Source organism: Pseudanabaena sp. PCC 6802 (genome assembly GCF_000332175.1).
In the GTDB taxonomy this organism is placed as follows: Bacteria; Cyanobacteriota; Cyanobacteriia; order Pseudanabaenales; family Pseudanabaenaceae; genus PCC-6802.
This window is the reverse complement of record NZ_KB235914.1, coordinates 1,263,360-1,279,578: the sequence shown is the minus strand read 5'-3', so window position 1 is coordinate 1,279,578 and position 16,219 is coordinate 1,263,360. Positions and strand designations below refer to the sequence as shown.

The following is a 16,219-nucleotide window of genomic DNA, read 5'->3' as shown; positions in this document are numbered from 1 at the left end:
TTACAAGAACCAACCATAGCTATGCAGTCCTTTCCCTAAAAGATTGACCCCAAGATAGCACGTCCAAATAATTAGTAAACCAGCACTGGCAAGCAAAGCAGGCTTGCGTCCCTGCCAGCCCTTAGTGATGCGCGCATGTAAATAAGCAGCAAACACCAACCAGGTAATCAGCGACCAGGTTTCCTTTGGGTCCCAACTCCAATAGGAACCCCATGCCTCGTTAGCCCACACCGCGCCAGCGATAATACCAATTGTCAGCAAAGGGAAGCCCAGCCCAATCGTGCGGTAGCTGAGATTGTCTAAGGTCTCGCCCAAAGTCAAGCGCTGGAGCGACAGGGGTTGACGCTGCGTTACTGGTTTGTCCATCAGTAAAGTAGTCGATGTAGCGCGACCATTACCATTAACCGATGCCGCAGAATTGGCAACCACAAATTCCTCCGTGCTCAGGGTGGCAACATCCTTGTATGCAACTACGCGATTGATGGGAGAGCTATGACGCTTGCTATCGTTGCCAAACGAGCTACCTTGCAACACGACTTCTTCGCCGCGCGTAACTACCAGAAAAGCGATCGCCAGTAAACTCCCGACCATCAACGCCGCATAGCTTAATAGCATCACCGTCACGTGCATCATCAGCCAATTTGACTTCAAGGCAGGAACTAAAGGTGCAGATAATTGCATATCGTTGGGCAGCACGAGGGCAGCAAACGCCGTAATTCCCATCGCGATCGGGGCGGTAAAAGCACCAATCAGGTTTTTACTGTTGGCATTTTTCTTACCGATGCTTCCCGCCACCAGGTGCATGGCAGTTATGCCCCAAGCCAGAAAGAAAAGCGATTCGTAGAGGTTGCTCAAGGGAAAGTAGCCAGCATCTAACCAACGCGCTCCCAGCAACGTGGCAATACTGAGATTAGCGATTACCATCCCAGCCGTACCAATGGAGCCTAAATAGCCGATGCCAGGAAAAGCTATGCTTACCCAATACACCAGCATGGTCGTGAATAGAATGGCAAATGAAATATTGTCTAAAAGGCTTTGCAGTGCGACAAGTTGCATTTCGTTGCGTGTTCTCCGGTCTAGTTAGATCAATTTTATCGAAATAGTGCTTTAAACTGCTGCCTTGGGACTGGAACTATCCAAGTCTAAAATATTTGAGGTTTTGGCAACAGCAAAACACCATGTCCTACCGCTACTTAATTTTTAATAAACCCTACGGAGTTTTAACCCAATTTACCGATAATGACAACTCCCACGCCAATGACTCAAGACCTACACTCAAAGACTAAATTCCCGTCGCATCCGTTTATCCAGTGGGTCGCCTCGATCTAGATAGCGAAGGGCTGTTACTACTAACTAATAATGGACAACTACAACATAAACTCAGCGATCCGCGCTTCCAGCATAGCCGTACTTACTGGGTACAAGTAGAGCATATTCCCGATGCGGCTGCGATCGCGAAATTACAAACAGGTGTCGTAATTAAAGGCGGCTACAAAACTAAACCGGCCAAAGTGCGCCTGCTCCCAGAGCCACCCGATCTACCACCGCGCCACCCCCCCATTCGCGATCGTGCCACCATCCCCACCGCATGGCTAGAAATGACCCTCACCGAAGGCAAAAATCGCCAGGTGCGCCGCATGACTGCTGCCGTCGGCTTCCCCACCCTAAGGTTGGTTAGGGTAGCGATCGCCCACTTACGAATAGGCACCCTCGCACCAGGACAATGGCGCAACCTCACAGATGCCGAACTAACACCTTTACTAAAACTAACGGGCTTATCCAGATAATTACAAGACAAAGGCATAGATCTGCAATCTGAGATCTGTTAAAATTAAAAACTGTTTGATTGCTGGTGTAGCTCAGCGGTAGAGCAGCGGTTTTGTAAACCGCCGGTCGCAGGTTCAAATCCCGTCACCAGCTTGGGTTTCAGAAAAGTATAAAAAGTTTGCCTTAAGATTTACCTTATTTTTGCAGGCTTGCGTTTTTCTGGCGGCGTTGCCCAAAGAGTATTGATAGCGTCAACGTTAAACTCATACTCAGGACGACTAGCCGTAGCTGAAGTAATTTTACGGTAATGGATTCCGTAGGTAAACTCGTGAGAATGTATTCTGCGCCTGAGTGTTTCTGGATGCTTCTTGAGTGCTTTTGCTGCATCAGTAGTAGATTGCCAAATCATTTACACTTCTCCTCGATTGGTATCGATAGCTTCTGAATCTGACTTTTCCCGTTAAGTCACGACTTGGAAGGTTATTTTGAAAACCTTACCAAATAAGGGTCTCAGAGGATGAGCACTTTAGCCTTTTCAACGAGGATACTGGGTTTCAGCCCTGTAACTGAGTGCTAACCTTCCAAGTCGTGTTGACAATCTCTGAAGGCTTTACCTAATGAGGCTTTCAAAAGACAGCAACCCTAAAATTAAGATGTGGCGCTGCACTAGTTTATCAAAATAGACTCATTATCCAGCTAATTAACAGTGGTAAGAGAATAATTGCTGAAACTACTACAAGTACAAGCAGAATAGACAAAAATACTCGGTTCAGTATAGGTAAAAAGGAGCGTACATGCTTGTACAATCTTTTAGCTCCTCGAGTACGAATAAGCTCCTTTTTAAAATTTACGCATGGTATCCAGGTTGTGTACTCCGAATAGAAACCTGATTTGCGAATTAATTGATAGCCATTCGCTCGATAGAAGTTTTCTGTTGCCAACGATGAAAGTACATTAATAGTCTCATCTCCTCTGTCCATCGCTATTTTCTCTAATGCTTCAAGCAGTTGCGAGCCTATACCTCGACGTATAAAATTTGGATGGACGTACACGCCAGCAACTGAAGGCTTGTAGGCGAAAATACATGCAACTCCGCAACCCAAGCCAAAGTGCTGGATACGTAAGCCTTTAAGAAGCCGTCAATTAACACCTAATTGCCAATCGCACCAACATGTCTATAATCAAGGAACCTCTAGGAAAATTTATCCGGGCGTTCTAGACTATGCAGACAGACACAATCCTAACCGTAAACCAGCTTCAGGTAGATTTTAAAAGCGATGAAGGTGTAGTTAATGCCGTGCGGGATGTGTCTTTTCAGTTGCACCAGGGCGAAACTCTCGGGATTGTGGGAGAGTCGGGTTCGGGTAAGTCCGTCACCGCTCTGGCGATTATGGGTCTGCTCGGTCAAACTGGACGGGTTAAAGGTGAAGTTTTATTTCATACCGAGACGGAGCAGGTCAACCTCACAACCCTCCACCCCAATCGGATGCGTCAATATCGCGGCGATCGCATCGCCACGATCTTTCAAGAGCCGATGACCTCGCTCAACCCCTTGTTTACCTGTGGTTTCCAGGTTGTCGAAGCAATTCAACTGCATCAAAAAGTGACGAAAGCGCAGGCAGAAGCGCAGGCGATTCAATTATTTACGGAAGTGCAACTGCCATCACCGGAACAAATGATTAAGAGGTATCCTCACGAACTGTCCGGCGGGCAGTTACAGCGGGTTACAATCGCGATGGCGATTTCCTGCAACCCTGCTATCCTGATTGCCGACGAACCAACTACTGCTTTGGACGTTACCGTCCAGGCGACGATTCTAGATTTGCTGAAGCAGATTCAGCGCGATCGTCAGATGTCGATGATTTTTATTACCCACGATCTGGGCGTGATTGCTAGAATTGCCGAGCGCGTTGCTGTTATGTACAAAGGCAAAATTGTGGAGTATGGGGATACGCTTAATGTATTCAGACAACCCGAGCATCCCTACACTAAAGGTCTGGTTACTTGTCGCCCACAGCCGGAGCTGCGTCGCAAATATCTGCCCACCGTCAGCGATTATATGGAAGAGGTAGACGGCAAAATTATTGACAAACACCCGGATGAAAGCCGTTTCCAGCAAACTGTTACCGTCACAGAAGCTGAAGAGAGATTGCAAGCACTACAGGCGCAAGCACCACTTCTGCGAGTAGAGAACCTGTGGGTGCAGTTCCCCGAGCGCGGAGTCTGGGGCATGACCCGTCGCTACGTCACTGCGGTTAATGATGTCAGCTTTGAAGTATATCCAGGCGAGACGCTCGGTCTGGTGGGAGAATCGGGCTGCGGTAAAACTACGCTAGCCAGGGCAATTCTGCAATTAGTGAAACCAATGGCTAACAGCAAGGTCTGGTTTGACGGGCAGGATGTAACCCGGATGCAGGCGCGCCAACTGCAAAAGTTACGCCGCGAGATGCAAATAGTATTTCAAGATCCCTTTGGTTCTTTGAATCCGCGCATGAGTATTGGTGAGGCGATCGCGGAACCTTTGGTAATCCATAGCGAACATGCGATCGTATTCAAGAATAAGCAAAAGCGGCAAGAGCGGGTAGCTTATCTGCTGGAGCGGGTAGGCTTAAGCGCCAGCGATCTGACCCGCTATCCCCACGAGTTTTCCGGCGGACAACGCCAGCGTATTTGCATTGCTAGAGCATTAGCACTTAATCCTAAATTAATTGTGGCGGACGAATCGGTCTCGGCTCTGGATGTATCGGTACAGGCACAGGTGTTAAATTTGCTTAAGGAGCTACAAGTAGAATTTGGGTTAACTTACATTTTTATTTCCCACGATTTGAGCGTCGTGAAATTTATGAGCGATCGCATTATGGTGATGAACCGTGGCAAGATTGAGGAGATCGATACGGCAGAACAAATTTACAGCCAGCCTCAAACTGCTTATACGCAGAAACTGATCGGCTCAATTCCCACAATGAATCTCGTACACCAGGGTTCGTAATACCAATTCTTCAAAATCAAACTACATATCAATCTAAGTACGGGCGAACGGCCGTTCGCCCCTCCAGCAATCTGTAATTTTACTTTAGAGAATTGGTATAACTTATGTCGCTGAGAAACATACTCGAAAACCAACATCGTGCCCCCGATAATCTAATACGGCTTTAAAACGAGATGCCGATCGGCATTCGCCCGGACTGTTGCCCCACGACCCGCCCCGCAGAATTCTCTGGGCGTTTTGACCGTCTCCCAGCCACGCACTGCCATCAGTAGAAGCTTCCTGATAATTGGGGTGCCAATAGTCAGCACACCATTCCCAGACATTGCCGTGCATCTGATAAAGACCAAAGGCGTTGGCTTTGAACTTATCTACATCTACGGTTGTCCTGCGGAATTCACCTTTGCGACCCGCGCCGTAGGTATAGTCGCCATAGTAATTGGCGAGATTTGTAGAGATTGTCTCTCCAAAATGGAATGGAGTGGAGGTTCCAGCGCGACAGGCATATTCCCATTCTGCTTCGGTTGGCAGCCTGTAGGTGCGCCCAGAGTATTTTGATAATCGAGCGCAAAACTCGATCGCTTCCAACCAGGAAATATTCTCTACGGGTAACTCTGCCCCTTTAAATCCAGACGGATTAGCAGGCAAATCGCGTTCGACTTTAGGAAGAGACGCGATCGCCTGCCATTTTGTCTGGTCGATCGCGTACTTACTCATAAAAAAACGAGCGATCGCGACAGAATGTTGGGGGCTTTCACTGCTCCTGCGACTTAGTTCTGTATCTGGCGATCCCATGAGAAACTGACCGCCTGAAATTTCTACCATCACCAATCCTATGCCCTTACCCAGGTCTTCAGTTAGGAACTGTCCAGATTGGCGGGAGAGCGTTTCTTGACCCCGACTATCTAGCGTGACTACGTCAAATGTTGCCTTCTTGAGAGGCAATTTCGCCGTCTGTGATGCGGGAAGCGGTGACGGTCGATTGTTATTATTCGGTATAGTTGGAGTTCGATCTGACTTAGGTCGAAAATTCTCCCAAACGATCGCGCTGAGAACTCCCACTCCTACCAAAGAACTAATGATAATAAATCTGCGCCTACTTGGATAAGAATGAGATATAGGAGTAGTGGGTAAACTGCTTGGTGGCTGGAGAACGTTGAGTATGGCAGCTACTGCTGGCGATGTCTTTGAGGAGATCGTAGTTGCCTGCAACGAAGATGGGGTTGACGATCGGGCGGTTGGCAAGGCTCTCAGGGCTTGTAGTGCTTCTGTTGCCGATTGGTAGCGCTGGCTAAACTGCAGCTTCACCATCGTGTCTATGACATTGGCGAAGCGATCGCTGACCTGAGTGAGATTTCGCCAGACAATCTCTCCGGTCTTGAGATCTTCTGGAAATTGTCTTGGCAACAGACCAGTTAGAGCCTGTATGCCGATCGCGCCCACCGCATAGATATCGCTGCAAAGTCTGGGCTTGCCAATTGATTGTTCGGCAGGCATATAGCCCAGCGTCCCGATCGAAACGGTTGGGGTGGTTTGTCCTTGTGCGTTGACTTGCATCCCGCTAAATTGCTTGACAGCACCAAAGTCAATCAACACGATCTTCCCATCAGAGTTGCGGCGCATTAGATTTTCCGGTTTGATATCGCGATGAATGATATTTTCCTGGTGGACTAACTCCAGAACTTCCAGGATCTCTTGCAACAGGACGATGACCTCACTTTCTGACCACTTATACCCTGGAACGATCTCTTCGCTGAGATCGTAACCGTCAATAAACTCTTGTATGAGGAAAAACTCGTCTGCTTCTTGAAAATAGGCAAATAGTTTGGGGATCCGATGGCATTTTTGCCCCAATTTATAGAGAATTTCCCCTTCCTGCTGAAACAATCTGGTAATTTCTGGATTTATTGCCTGTGAGCGCAGCCGCTTAACAACGCATGTGGGCTTAGGTGTAACGGGTATATCCAGATCTTCAGCTAAATAAGTTTCGCCGATTCCCCCTTTTCCTAGTAGCTTGACGATCTTGTAACGATTGCGTAGGGTTGTACCAACTAGCATAGGGGGCGATCGATCCAGATCAGAATTTATTTAATTATAGCCATATATACCCATATCAAAAAATATTGCTTAATTGGGAAGAATTGCGAGTAGATACTGGATAATTTATGTATACCCAATTGCAAACGGATCTTAAGTTAAAAAGGTAGCACCAATGCGAGTTACGCTTTGGGGAACGAGGGGTTCCCTAACAACGCCTAAATCACCTGCCAGGATTGAGGAACGTATCAGAGATGTGCTGTACGGTTTTTTGAAGTCTGGGGGCAAACAGTTCGAAGATGTTGAACCGTATCTAAGCACATTGACACCCTGTCAATTTGGAGGATTTGGGGGAGAGACTCTGTGCGTTGAGGTTACCAGCAACCAGGAACGACTAATAATTGATAGCGGTAGCGGCATCCGACGGCTGGGGTACCAACTAATGAAGGACGAATGCAGTCGGGGCAGGGGGGAATTGCATCTTTTTTATACCCATTTCCACTGGGATCATTTGGCGGGGCTGCCATTTTTTGTACCTCTATTTGTGCCTGGGAATAGAATTCATGTTTATGCCGTTCAACCAGAACTGCCAGATGTTTTTCGCACGGTGTTCCAAAAGCCTTACTTCCCTCTCACTTTAGAGCAAGTAGATGCCAAATTGGAATTTCACATTCTAAAGCCGCGCCAGCCTTTTAAGCTAGCAGATTTTACAATCACTCCCTATCAACTCGATCATCCCGATCCTTGCTGGGGCTACCGAATTGAAGCAGATGGGAAAGTTTTCTCTCACTGCGTTGATAATGAGATGAAGCGCGTCACGCGGGAAGATTTAGGTAACGATCTACCACTGTACCAGGGTATAAATTTGGCGGTGATGGACGCACAGTACACGCTGCTAGAGGCAATGGAGAAAGTTAACTGGGGACATGCTTCCGCCTCAGTTGCCCTCGATATTGCCATGCGCGAGGGTATCGAGCAGGTACTATTCGTCCACCACGATCCAGCCGCCACCGATAGAAAAATTGCCTTAGCAGATGAGGAAGCTCGGGGCTATTACGATAAAGCCTTGCAGATGGCAACTAACTCCAAAATCAGGCTCCATCCTGTGAAGTGGTCGTTTGCTGGCGATGGTACTTGCGTCGATCTTTAAGACATGGCAGTCAGCTTAGTTGTCTAAATCTTCCCGATTTATCGGCCAATCATCGTTTTGACCGCCAATAATGACTTGCTCGATCGCCACGTATTCCTGACTGAACTGACGCAGGGCATTAACCAGCACGTCGAGCGCGATCGCATCAGCAGTCCCCAAATCTAACCAGCATCTAGCCCAGTTGCGTTCGTATTCAACTTCGCCCATATTGTGCATGACCGACATCATCTCGTCTTCGGCGGTAGCATTATCGTAGTCGAGATAGCTAATATCCAGCCCCATCTCCTGCACTTGTAGATTAACTGCGTTGAATCCTCCCAGCTTCCCTAACAAAAACCACGAGTTAAACAACTCATCCACCATTTGCTTTTCTGGCTCCGAGGGAAAATTCTGAAACTCAACCCAAATCCACAGATCGAACCAATCGCATTCGCGAAAACTTACATGCATGTTTAAATTTCCAATTCCTTTATGAGTATAGCGGTTTTCAGATCGGAAGAGATAGGAGGTTGGGGGGCAATGCCCCCAAGAAGGGGGCCTACCCTGATAAAGCCCGTTCTCAATTGAAAAGCGCTATATAACCGCGATTGCTGCCTCCATAAGCGATTATGCTAGGTTTGTAGTGCCTAAAACGCAAACTACTGAAACTGGTTTGACGTATTTAGTTTCGCATCTAATTTGCTCGAATCCAGCAACTGCGAGGAGATTAACTAGATATTTACCAGTCTCTTGGGAAGTTGATTCAGTGGCATTAGGAATTCTAGGTTGAATTGCAAGTGCAAGTAGACCACCTGGTTTCAAGACCCGTTTTAACTCCATCAGTACTTCCAATGGTTCCGTCCAAAAGTGGGCTACATTGATCGCAAAAATCTTATCAAACATAGCATTATCATAAGGAATCGACGAGCTTGTAGCGCACTGCAATTCGACACGTTTAGCTTGAATAGCGGCTGTATTGCGCCTTCCGGCCTGTTTTACCATGACATCCGAGCGATCGATCCCAGCCACGAATCCTTGCGTTGCCAGGGCACTCACTCTACCAATGTCTGCACCAGAACCAAAACCAACCTCCAGGATTAGATCGTTGGGTCGAACTTGCAGCAGTTCAATTACCCATTCACTGCGTTCGCGATTCTTTATTGCCATTAGCTGACCGATGCACCAGCCCAGCCAACCAGTTGGGTTACTAAATTGTTTGAAAATACCTGATGGTTTGCAAGCAGCAGGACAGGGTTCTAGAGAAGATGAACTCAAACTCATTGTGTTGTACCCCCAAGTTGAGCATAATGGGATTATGACAACTAAGTTACCAATTTGACAACTAAGTTGTCAACCTTGGCAACTCAATGTAAAACTGTCCAGATTAATGTCACTCAACAAAGTAAATAGAACGCATGAGACGGCTAACGGTGAAGCGATGCAGGAGCTTATGCTCGAAACCATTTCTGTATTTTTTTTATTGAGGGCCGTGGGTAAACGGATTGGAGCAGTTACTGCTACAGATGGTGGCTATTGGGGGATACTGCGCAGCTTAAAAGTGGAGGGAGCGCAAACAGTGCCGCAAATTGCGCGATCGCGCCCCGTCTCTCGTCAGCACGTCCAAAAATTAGCCAACGAGATGATTGCTGAGGGTGTAATTGAGTCGATCTCCAACCCCGCCCACCAGAAATCAAAACTTTTACAGATCACGGCTAAAGGAGAACTTGTTTTTCAAGAGATCTCAGAACGCATAGCTCAAGAAGCTGAAAGTCTTGCCCAAGATATGGATATTGACGAGTTGCAAATCTCAATTAAAGTACTAAGACGGTTAAGCAAGCAGTTAAAGCAAATGTTGCGCTAAATCTTTTGTGGGCTAGGGTTTACAAAAATGCTGGCTGCTAATAGCCAACAGTAATGTCATAATTGGCGTTATTCAATGGCTGTACAGCATATTAAAAATCATGGACGATCGACAAAAAGTAAAGCAACTGGTCGAAAACCTGACTAAAGCGATCGTGGGCAAAGATGAGGCAATTCAGCTCGTACTGGTGGCTTTGCTTTCGGGGGGACACGCACTATTAGAGGATGTACCTGGAGTAGGCAAAACCTTATTAGCCAAGTCTCTAGCTGCTTCGATCGCAGGAAAATTTCAACGGGTACAATGCACGCCCGATCTACTGCCAACTGATATTACGGGTACGAATATTTGGAGTCCCCGCGATGGTATTTTCGAGTTTTTACCCGGCCCCGTTTTTGCCAATATCCTCCTGGCCGACGAAATCAACCGCGCCACACCGCGCACTCAGGCTGCTCTATTGGAAGTGATGGAAGAAACCCAGGTGACTGTTGATGGCGTTTCCCATAAAGTTCCTATACCTTTCTTTGCGATCGCCACCCAAAACCCCATTGAATACCAGGGCACTTTTCCGTTGCCCGAAGCTCAACTCGATCGCTTTGCCCTCTCGTTTAGTTTGGGGTATCCCAGCAAGGATGAAGAATTGCAGATGTTGCAACGGATGCAGACGGGTGAAGTGGGAGCCAGTCAGTTAGAGCCATGCGTTACGCCAGAGGAAGTGCTGGAACTGCGTCGTCGTTGTGCCAACGTACCTGTAAATGCCACTATTAGTCAGTATATTGTCGATTTAGTTCGTGCTACTCGCGATGATAGCGAGGTGACGCTAGGAGTTAGCCCTAGGGGAACCGCAGCGCTCCAGCGGGCTGTCCAAAGTTTAGCTTTCCTCCGCATAATGCTCGATCCAAATCGGCAATCGGACTATGTCATGCCCGATGATGTCAAGTTTCTGGCTCCTTACGTGCTGGGGCATAGATTGATTGTGGCAGGAAGGAAATCCAGCAAAGCCGTAATCGATCGCCTACTCCATACAATTGCAGTTCCTTAACCCTATCCATCAACTTGGAAAATATTTTCACTTGTAAACTTTCTATTGATGTCCTCAGTGTAGGGGCAGTTTTAGTAAGAAGTTTTTGACTTTTACCAGTAGAAATTAGACGAAACCTGCCCCTACCAATGGATCTGTCATAACAGAAAATGTTTGATTTTCTCAATAAATAGATTTGTGTTTTCAAAATGGATGTTATGCCCACAATGAGGGATGATTTCTAGTTTCGCCAATTGGCATAGGTTTGCCATTTCAGTATTGATATTTACAAATTTTAGATCTAATTCCCCCACTAATAGAAGGAGAGGAATTGTATTCTCACTTAGCTTTTCCCATAAAGAAGGCTGACATCCTACGCTGAGATGGCGCAGCGATCGCGCCAAAGCGACAGGATCGTTCTGCGATCGCTGCTCCAACAATTTCTCAAAATCTGGATGTTCTCTCAACGCAGCAAATATAGGTTGTTCGTACCATTGACGCAAAAATAATTCCAAATCCCCAGTTTCCAGTCTTTCTGCTAATTTAAGATCGCTTTGCCAGCGATCGCTCCGTTCCGATGCTGTTTTTAATCCAGGCGAAGCTGATTCCAGTACAATTTTAAGAAAATATTCTGGGAAATGGAGCGCCAGATATAAAGCCAGTCGTCCACCCATAGAATAGCCGACTAAATGACATTTCTCGATTTGGAATGCATTTAGGAATTCAATTAGCGCGCGTGCTGTATCGATAATCGTGTAGTTGCTGAGATCGCGATCAGTTAACAGATCGCCATGACCGGGTAAATCGATAGAGATGCAGTAATATTGACTAGCGAGAGACAGCATGACTGCGTGGAATTCAGTGCGATCGCCCATAAAGCCATGCAAAAACAGGATGGGGGGATTGTGAGAATCTCCCGTTGTATAGTAGCTGAAATGTTGACCGGATTCGCCTATCACTAATCTCAAATCAAATAGTTGCAGCCATACAAGATTCTGTTAAAAATTGAGAAAGACTGACGAGAAGTTCATGTTGCTGGAGAATTTGTATATCCTCCTCGGTAAGCTTATTTAAAATCTCATACAACCATTGTGGAGAGTCGCTTAACAGCTTCTTGAAATACTTCTTGGGCTGACTTTTAGCATATTCCCATTCCATTTCTTCTACTTGCTTACCTACAATCTTTGACAGCAGGGAGCGATCTTGGGCGAAGATAGTCTCTATTTCAGGAATTGCAAGAATTACTTTGAATGTATTACCTGCTAAAGCTTGACGGAGTAGATAGTTTAAAGTACTGAGCTGAGCGTTGATATTTCTCTGATCCTCTGTATCTGAATCAAGAACCAAAGCTACTGGTTTGCGTTTGTCTATCATAATGCCTGCTGCGGTTGAAATCGCACTTGACCTGCCATTTCTTCCAATGATACTAACCTGCTGTGCGATTTCCTCAGGTAGGAGCTTTCGCAGTATATCAACATCCGATTGCCCTTCAGTAACTATATATGCATTCATTTGAGATCTATACCTCCTCTAGAAATGCCATAATAAGGAACCCCATACTCTATACAATAGCGATATTTCTGGAGAAAGGACTGACACAGCAATTTGCTCTGAACAGCATAGTTGATATCGTCTCCTTCCCATAACAAAATAGCTTGTGGCAGCATGAACTGGGCAAGGGTAATAGCTGAATCGGTAAATCCACTTGTACTAAATATACTGCCCATTACTCCTGTTGGTCTGCGTAGGATCTGGTTGCGGAGCTTTGCAATTGGCTCAATACTTATTGGAGCGCTTGGAGCGTAGTCCTTACATTCAACTATACACGCAAGTCCGCTAATATAGATTACACCATCTATTTGCTCGATCTGCTCGCCACCTTGATAAATGCTGTAGGGATATACTACTTCTGCTCCTTCTAACTCAAATGCCCTTAGTATAAAATACTCTAATGCTTTGCCTGTATCCCAGTCAGGCGTTTTGCGTGACAGAATCTGATGCCATAGCTCCAGAAGATCGCTCCACTGATATCCTTTGATTCTTATTTTATATTCTTCTGCACCTGCCATGACTAGATCTTACAGGGGTTGGGCAAAGGTTTAGTATTTAATAGTGTTTAATAGTGTGGGATCGAAACAATAAAAAATGTTAGGCACAACAATTGGCGGTCGCTATAAGATTATTCGCACGCTTGGTGGTGGCGGGTTTGGAGAAACATTTGTCGCTGAAGACCTGCAATTGCCCGATCGCATGCAATGCGCGGTTAAGCGCCTGAAACCCCAAACTAACGATCCATTCGTCTTGCAAACCGCTCGCCGCCTGTTTGAAACTGAGGCGATCGTCCTGCATAGACTTGGCAAACATCCCCAGATCCCCCAATTACTTGCCCATTTTGAAGAAAACCAGGAATTTTACCTCGTCCAGGAGTTAATTGAGGGACATAGCCTCGATGCCGAGCTAAACCAGCCCATGCCCGAGCCGCAGGTAATTGCGCTGCTAATGGATATATTGTCAGTTCTGGAGTTCGTGCATCAGCAAAACGCGATCCATCGCGACCTCAAACCCGCCAACCTCATCCGCCGTAACTCAGATGGCAAGCTCGTCCTGATCGACTTTGGCGCAGTTAAGCAAATTCCCAATCAACTAACTAGCACGGTCAACCCAACTAACGTCACAGTCGCGATCGGGACACCAGGCTACATGCCCAGCGAGCAGTCTAGTGGCAAACCCCGCCCATGCAGTGACATCTATGCATTGGGGATAATCGCCATTCAAGCACTTACAGGCAAACTGCCTGCGCAGTTACCCGAAGATCCTGCTACCGGAGAAATTGTCTGGCACGGATTAGCCCCAGTCAGTTCAGCCCTGGCAGCGATTATCGATCTCATGGTGCGCTATGACTTCCGAACTCGTTATCAGACATCAACAGAGGTAATAGCAGCACTGAAGCATCTGAACCAACCAATTGCTTCCACAGCAGTATCAACACCTCCTCATCTTTTGACCTATCCCCATCCCAATTCGGGTCGCACCGATGGCTTTGGACAAGCGACAGAAGTCACCCCAACCGTTGCCGTCGGATCGGATCGAGCATCAAACAATATCGCAAATTTTGCCCAAAATCGCGCTCAAGCACAATTTCCCTGGAAAGTGGGGTTAGGAGTAGCAAGTGTTTTAGCGATCGCGATCGCCATCCCAACCATTCTCCTTAACCGCCCTACAACTCAATTCAATCAATCCAATCTTCCCGCCTCAACCCCCAACTCCCAACCCCCAATCCCTAATAGCCCTACTCCAACCCCTACACCCCAATCCTCTCAAACCCCAACTCCCATCTCTACCGATCCCCAACCCACATCTCCACCAATCCCCAATCCCCAATCCCCATCTCTACCAAACTACGAAACCATCTCCAGCCAGCCACTTAGCGCTGCCGATCTAGACGGACTCAGCGAGATCGAGTTGGACGTAATCCGCAACGAAGTTTTTGCTCGCCACGGTCGCCGTTTTAAAGATGCCGAACTACAAGCTTATTTCAATAACCAGGTCTGGTATCGTCCCATCTACGACCCAGATCGATTCCCCGATTATCTGCTCGGTGAAATTGAAAAACAGAATGTTCAGTTTATAGCTGACTATCAAAAGAATCTAGCACAGCACCAGGCGCAAAATCCCTGCTATACGGCTTCAGTTCGCGCAAACCGCGACCCGATCTCCGTTCTGAACGTGCGAAGTGGAGCGGGAACTCAATTTGCGATCGCTGGCAAGCTGGAATATGGCACGATCTTGCAGGTGGTTGGAGAACGAGATGGGTGGCTGCAAATTAGCTCTCCCATTCAGGGATGGGTAGCCAAAAGCCGCACTGGCTGTCCTGGTTAGGCTATACTAAAGCTAGCTTTATCAGAGAGTCGTGCTATGGTTCGTCTTGATGTTAATCCACCACTCATGAGCGGGGAAGTAGAGGATGTTGCCAACGAAATTAATCTGCCTCCAACTAACTTATATAGTGATGAGCCACCCTTGGAAACTGATTTTCACCGCGAACAGATCGAGCTGTTAATTCGGCTACTGAAACATTGGTGGCGCGATCGCCCAGATTTTTATATTTCGGGTAATCTGACTGTCTATTACGACGAACAGCAGATTAAAAAACGGAAGTTTCGCGGTCCCGATATTTTCGTAGTGCTGGGCACGGAAAAAAAGAGCCGCCGCAGTTGGGCAGTTTGGGAAGAAGGAGGCAGATATCCCAATGTGGTCATCGAGCTGCTTTCTAGCAAAACTGCAAAGGTCGATCGCGGTGATAAGAAGCTACTATATCAAGATGTATGGCGAGTGCCGAACTACTTCTGGTTCCATCCAGAGACAATGGAATTTCAGGGATTTCACCTCGTCAACGGTCAGTACCAGGAGATCGCGCCCACAGAGGCAGGATGGCTATGGAGCGAGCAGTTAGGGCTATACCTGGGCATTCACGAGCGACAGTTGCGGTGGTTTAGCGCTGAAAGAGAACTTATTCCACTACCCGAGGAGCAAGAACGACTGGCGAAAGAGCAAGCACAACAGCAAGCCGAGCAAGAACGCTTGGCAAAAGAACAAGAGCGGTTGGCCAAGGAGCGCCTAGAGGACTACTTGCGATCGCAAGGCATCGATCCAGATCGACTCCCTGACTTTTAGATGCTTAAGATGATGAGTAGGAAGTTAAGCTGGTTGAAATCGATCGCACTGGCGGTATCGCTCTGGGTAGCGATCGCCTGCCAGCCAGCGCGATCGCCTCAGTCTCAACCAGTAGTTGCCCCATCTCCTACAATTACTGCTCTACCCCAGGTAAAATCCAGATCTAATCCGCCCCAAGATAATCCACAACTCCCAGACGATGCCCTGGTTGATATCCAAACAGTAAGTCCTGCGATCGAGCTTGACATGCGCTATGCCACGACTAACAACTTTATGAAGCGAAAACTATATCCTGTTAGTCGTTGCATTTTGCGTTCAGCAGTAGCAAAACAGCTAGCTAAAGTTCAGTTAGAGTTGGAATCGCAAGGGTTAGGGCTTAAAGTCTACGACTGCTATCGCCCCCTATCCGTACAACGACAGATGTGGCAGGTGGTTCCCGACGAGCATTATGTTGCCAATCCTGCCAAAGGCTCGCGCCACAATCGCGCTTCGGCAGTAGATCTGACACTTGTAGATCGCAATGGGAAAGAACTAGAGATGCCCACTGAATTCGATGACTTCACCACAAAGGCGCATCGGGACGATCTAACTGCGAGTCCTTTAGCGCGGCAGCACAGTCAATTATTAGCAACCGTCATGGTTAAACATGGTTTTATCCCATTACCGACGGAGTGGTGGCATTTTGATGCCGTCGGATGGCAACATTTCCCAGTTATGGACGTACCGCTACAGTCAATATAGGATGGC

At 47.2% G+C, this 16,219-nt stretch carries 16 protein-coding genes, 1 tRNA gene and 1 pseudogene; 9 read left to right on the top strand and 9 right to left on the bottom strand.

Features of this window, described 5'->3' with window-relative positions; genetic code table 11:
- Positions 1-1,056, bottom strand: a complete 1,056-nt coding sequence (gene ccsB / locus PSE6802_RS0111185) for a c-type cytochrome biogenesis protein CcsB (RefSeq protein WP_019500152.1) — start codon at positions 1,054-1,056, stop codon at positions 1-3.
- Between the two features lie 122 nt (positions 1,057-1,178).
- Here ccsB and PSE6802_RS28595 point away from each other — a divergent pair.
- Positions 1,179-1,787, top strand: a pseudogene (locus PSE6802_RS28595) (pseudouridine synthase).
- 61 nt (positions 1,788-1,848) lie between these two features.
- A tRNA-Thr gene (locus PSE6802_RS0111175) sits at positions 1,849-1,920 on the top strand.
- A gap of 37 nt (positions 1,921-1,957) precedes the next feature.
- Here PSE6802_RS0111175 and PSE6802_RS0111170 read toward each other — a convergent pair.
- Together PSE6802_RS0111170 and PSE6802_RS35800 are read right to left on the bottom strand one after the other, a co-directional pair.
- Complete coding sequence (locus PSE6802_RS0111170) at positions 1,958-2,176, bottom strand: hypothetical protein (RefSeq protein WP_019500150.1); 219 nt, start codon at positions 2,174-2,176, stop codon at positions 1,958-1,960.
- Positions 2,177-2,441: 265 nt separating this feature from the next.
- The gene (locus tag PSE6802_RS35800; protein ID WP_412973433.1) at positions 2,442-2,819 is read right to left on the bottom strand and encodes a GNAT family N-acetyltransferase; all 378 of its coding nucleotides are present in this window, start codon (positions 2,817-2,819) and stop codon (positions 2,442-2,444) included.
- A 170-nt stretch (positions 2,820-2,989) separates the two neighbouring features.
- Here PSE6802_RS35800 and PSE6802_RS0111165 point away from each other — a divergent pair, with 170 nt between their 5' ends.
- Positions 2,990-4,756, top strand: coding sequence for an ABC transporter ATP-binding protein (locus tag PSE6802_RS0111165; protein WP_019500149.1), 1,767 nt, complete (start codon positions 2,990-2,992; stop codon positions 4,754-4,756).
- A gap of 102 nt (positions 4,757-4,858) precedes the next feature.
- On the opposite strand, the gene PSE6802_RS0111160 is transcribed toward PSE6802_RS0111165, so the two are convergent.
- On the bottom strand, positions 4,859-6,811 hold the full coding sequence (locus PSE6802_RS0111160; RefSeq protein ID WP_019500148.1) for a bifunctional serine/threonine-protein kinase/formylglycine-generating enzyme family protein: 1,953 nt from the start codon (positions 6,809-6,811) through the stop codon (positions 4,859-4,861).
- A 154-nt stretch (positions 6,812-6,965) separates the two neighbouring features.
- On the opposite strand from PSE6802_RS0111160, the gene PSE6802_RS0111155 reads away from it, so the two are divergent.
- On the top strand, positions 6,966-7,940 hold the full coding sequence (locus PSE6802_RS0111155) for an MBL fold metallo-hydrolase (protein ID WP_019500147.1): 975 nt from the start codon (positions 6,966-6,968) through the stop codon (positions 7,938-7,940).
- Positions 7,941-7,955: 15 nt separating this feature from the next.
- On the opposite strand, the gene PSE6802_RS0111150 is transcribed toward PSE6802_RS0111155, so the two are convergent.
- A complete protein-coding gene (locus PSE6802_RS0111150) occupies positions 7,956-8,390 on the bottom strand; it encodes a DUF3531 family protein (protein WP_019500146.1) in 435 nt (144 codons plus the stop codon).
- Positions 8,391-8,546: 156 nt separating this feature from the next.
- Positions 8,547-9,200, bottom strand: a complete 654-nt coding sequence (locus PSE6802_RS0111145; protein WP_019500145.1) for a class I SAM-dependent methyltransferase — start codon at positions 9,198-9,200, stop codon at positions 8,547-8,549.
- Positions 9,201-9,306: 106 nt separating this feature from the next.
- On the opposite strand from PSE6802_RS0111145, the gene PSE6802_RS0111140 reads away from it, so the two are divergent.
- Together PSE6802_RS0111140 and PSE6802_RS0111135 are read left to right on the top strand one after the other, a co-directional pair.
- Positions 9,307-9,780: a MarR family winged helix-turn-helix transcriptional regulator gene (locus PSE6802_RS0111140; protein WP_036945622.1), complete on the top strand. Its 474-nt coding sequence runs from the start codon at positions 9,307-9,309 to the stop codon at positions 9,778-9,780.
- A 100-nt stretch (positions 9,781-9,880) separates the two neighbouring features.
- Positions 9,881-10,819 (top strand): AAA family ATPase, encoded by a 939-nt coding sequence (locus PSE6802_RS0111135; protein ID WP_019500143.1) that lies wholly within the window; start codon positions 9,881-9,883, stop codon positions 10,817-10,819.
- Positions 10,820-10,956: 137 nt separating this feature from the next.
- On the opposite strand, the gene menH is transcribed toward PSE6802_RS0111135, so the two are convergent.
- From menH to PSE6802_RS0111120, 3 genes are read right to left on the bottom strand one after another with little or no spacing between them, the layout of a single operon-like run.
- On the bottom strand, positions 10,957-11,757 hold the full coding sequence (gene menH / locus PSE6802_RS0111130) for a 2-succinyl-6-hydroxy-2,4-cyclohexadiene-1-carboxylate synthase (RefSeq protein ID WP_019500142.1): 801 nt from the start codon (positions 11,755-11,757) through the stop codon (positions 10,957-10,959).
- Between the two features lie 10 nt (positions 11,758-11,767).
- Positions 11,768-12,310 (bottom strand): hypothetical protein, encoded by a 543-nt coding sequence (locus tag PSE6802_RS0111125; protein ID WP_019500141.1) that lies wholly within the window; start codon positions 12,308-12,310, stop codon positions 11,768-11,770.
- Entirely contained in the window at positions 12,307-12,867 is a 561-nt protein-coding gene (locus tag PSE6802_RS0111120) for a restriction endonuclease (RefSeq protein WP_019500140.1), read from the bottom strand. The genes PSE6802_RS0111125 and PSE6802_RS0111120 overlap by 4 nt, the downstream gene beginning before the upstream one ends.
- A 76-nt stretch (positions 12,868-12,943) precedes the next feature.
- Here PSE6802_RS0111120 and PSE6802_RS31000 point away from each other — a divergent pair, with 76 nt between their 5' ends.
- The 3 genes from PSE6802_RS31000 to PSE6802_RS0111105 all read left to right on the top strand — a co-directional run bounded on the left by PSE6802_RS31000 (position 12,944) and on the right by PSE6802_RS0111105 (position 16,213).
- A complete protein-coding gene (locus PSE6802_RS31000; protein ID WP_019500139.1) occupies positions 12,944-14,677 on the top strand; it encodes a protein kinase domain-containing protein in 1,734 nt (577 codons plus the stop codon).
- A gap of 66 nt (positions 14,678-14,743) precedes the next feature.
- On the top strand, positions 14,744-15,472 hold the full coding sequence (locus PSE6802_RS0111110; RefSeq protein WP_019500138.1) for a Uma2 family endonuclease: 729 nt from the start codon (positions 14,744-14,746) through the stop codon (positions 15,470-15,472).
- Positions 15,473-15,484: 12 nt separating this feature from the next.
- Positions 15,485-16,213 (top strand): M15 family metallopeptidase, encoded by a 729-nt coding sequence (locus tag PSE6802_RS0111105; protein ID WP_156815491.1) that lies wholly within the window; start codon positions 15,485-15,487, stop codon positions 16,211-16,213.
- The last annotated feature ends 6 nt before the right edge of the window (positions 16,214-16,219 follow it).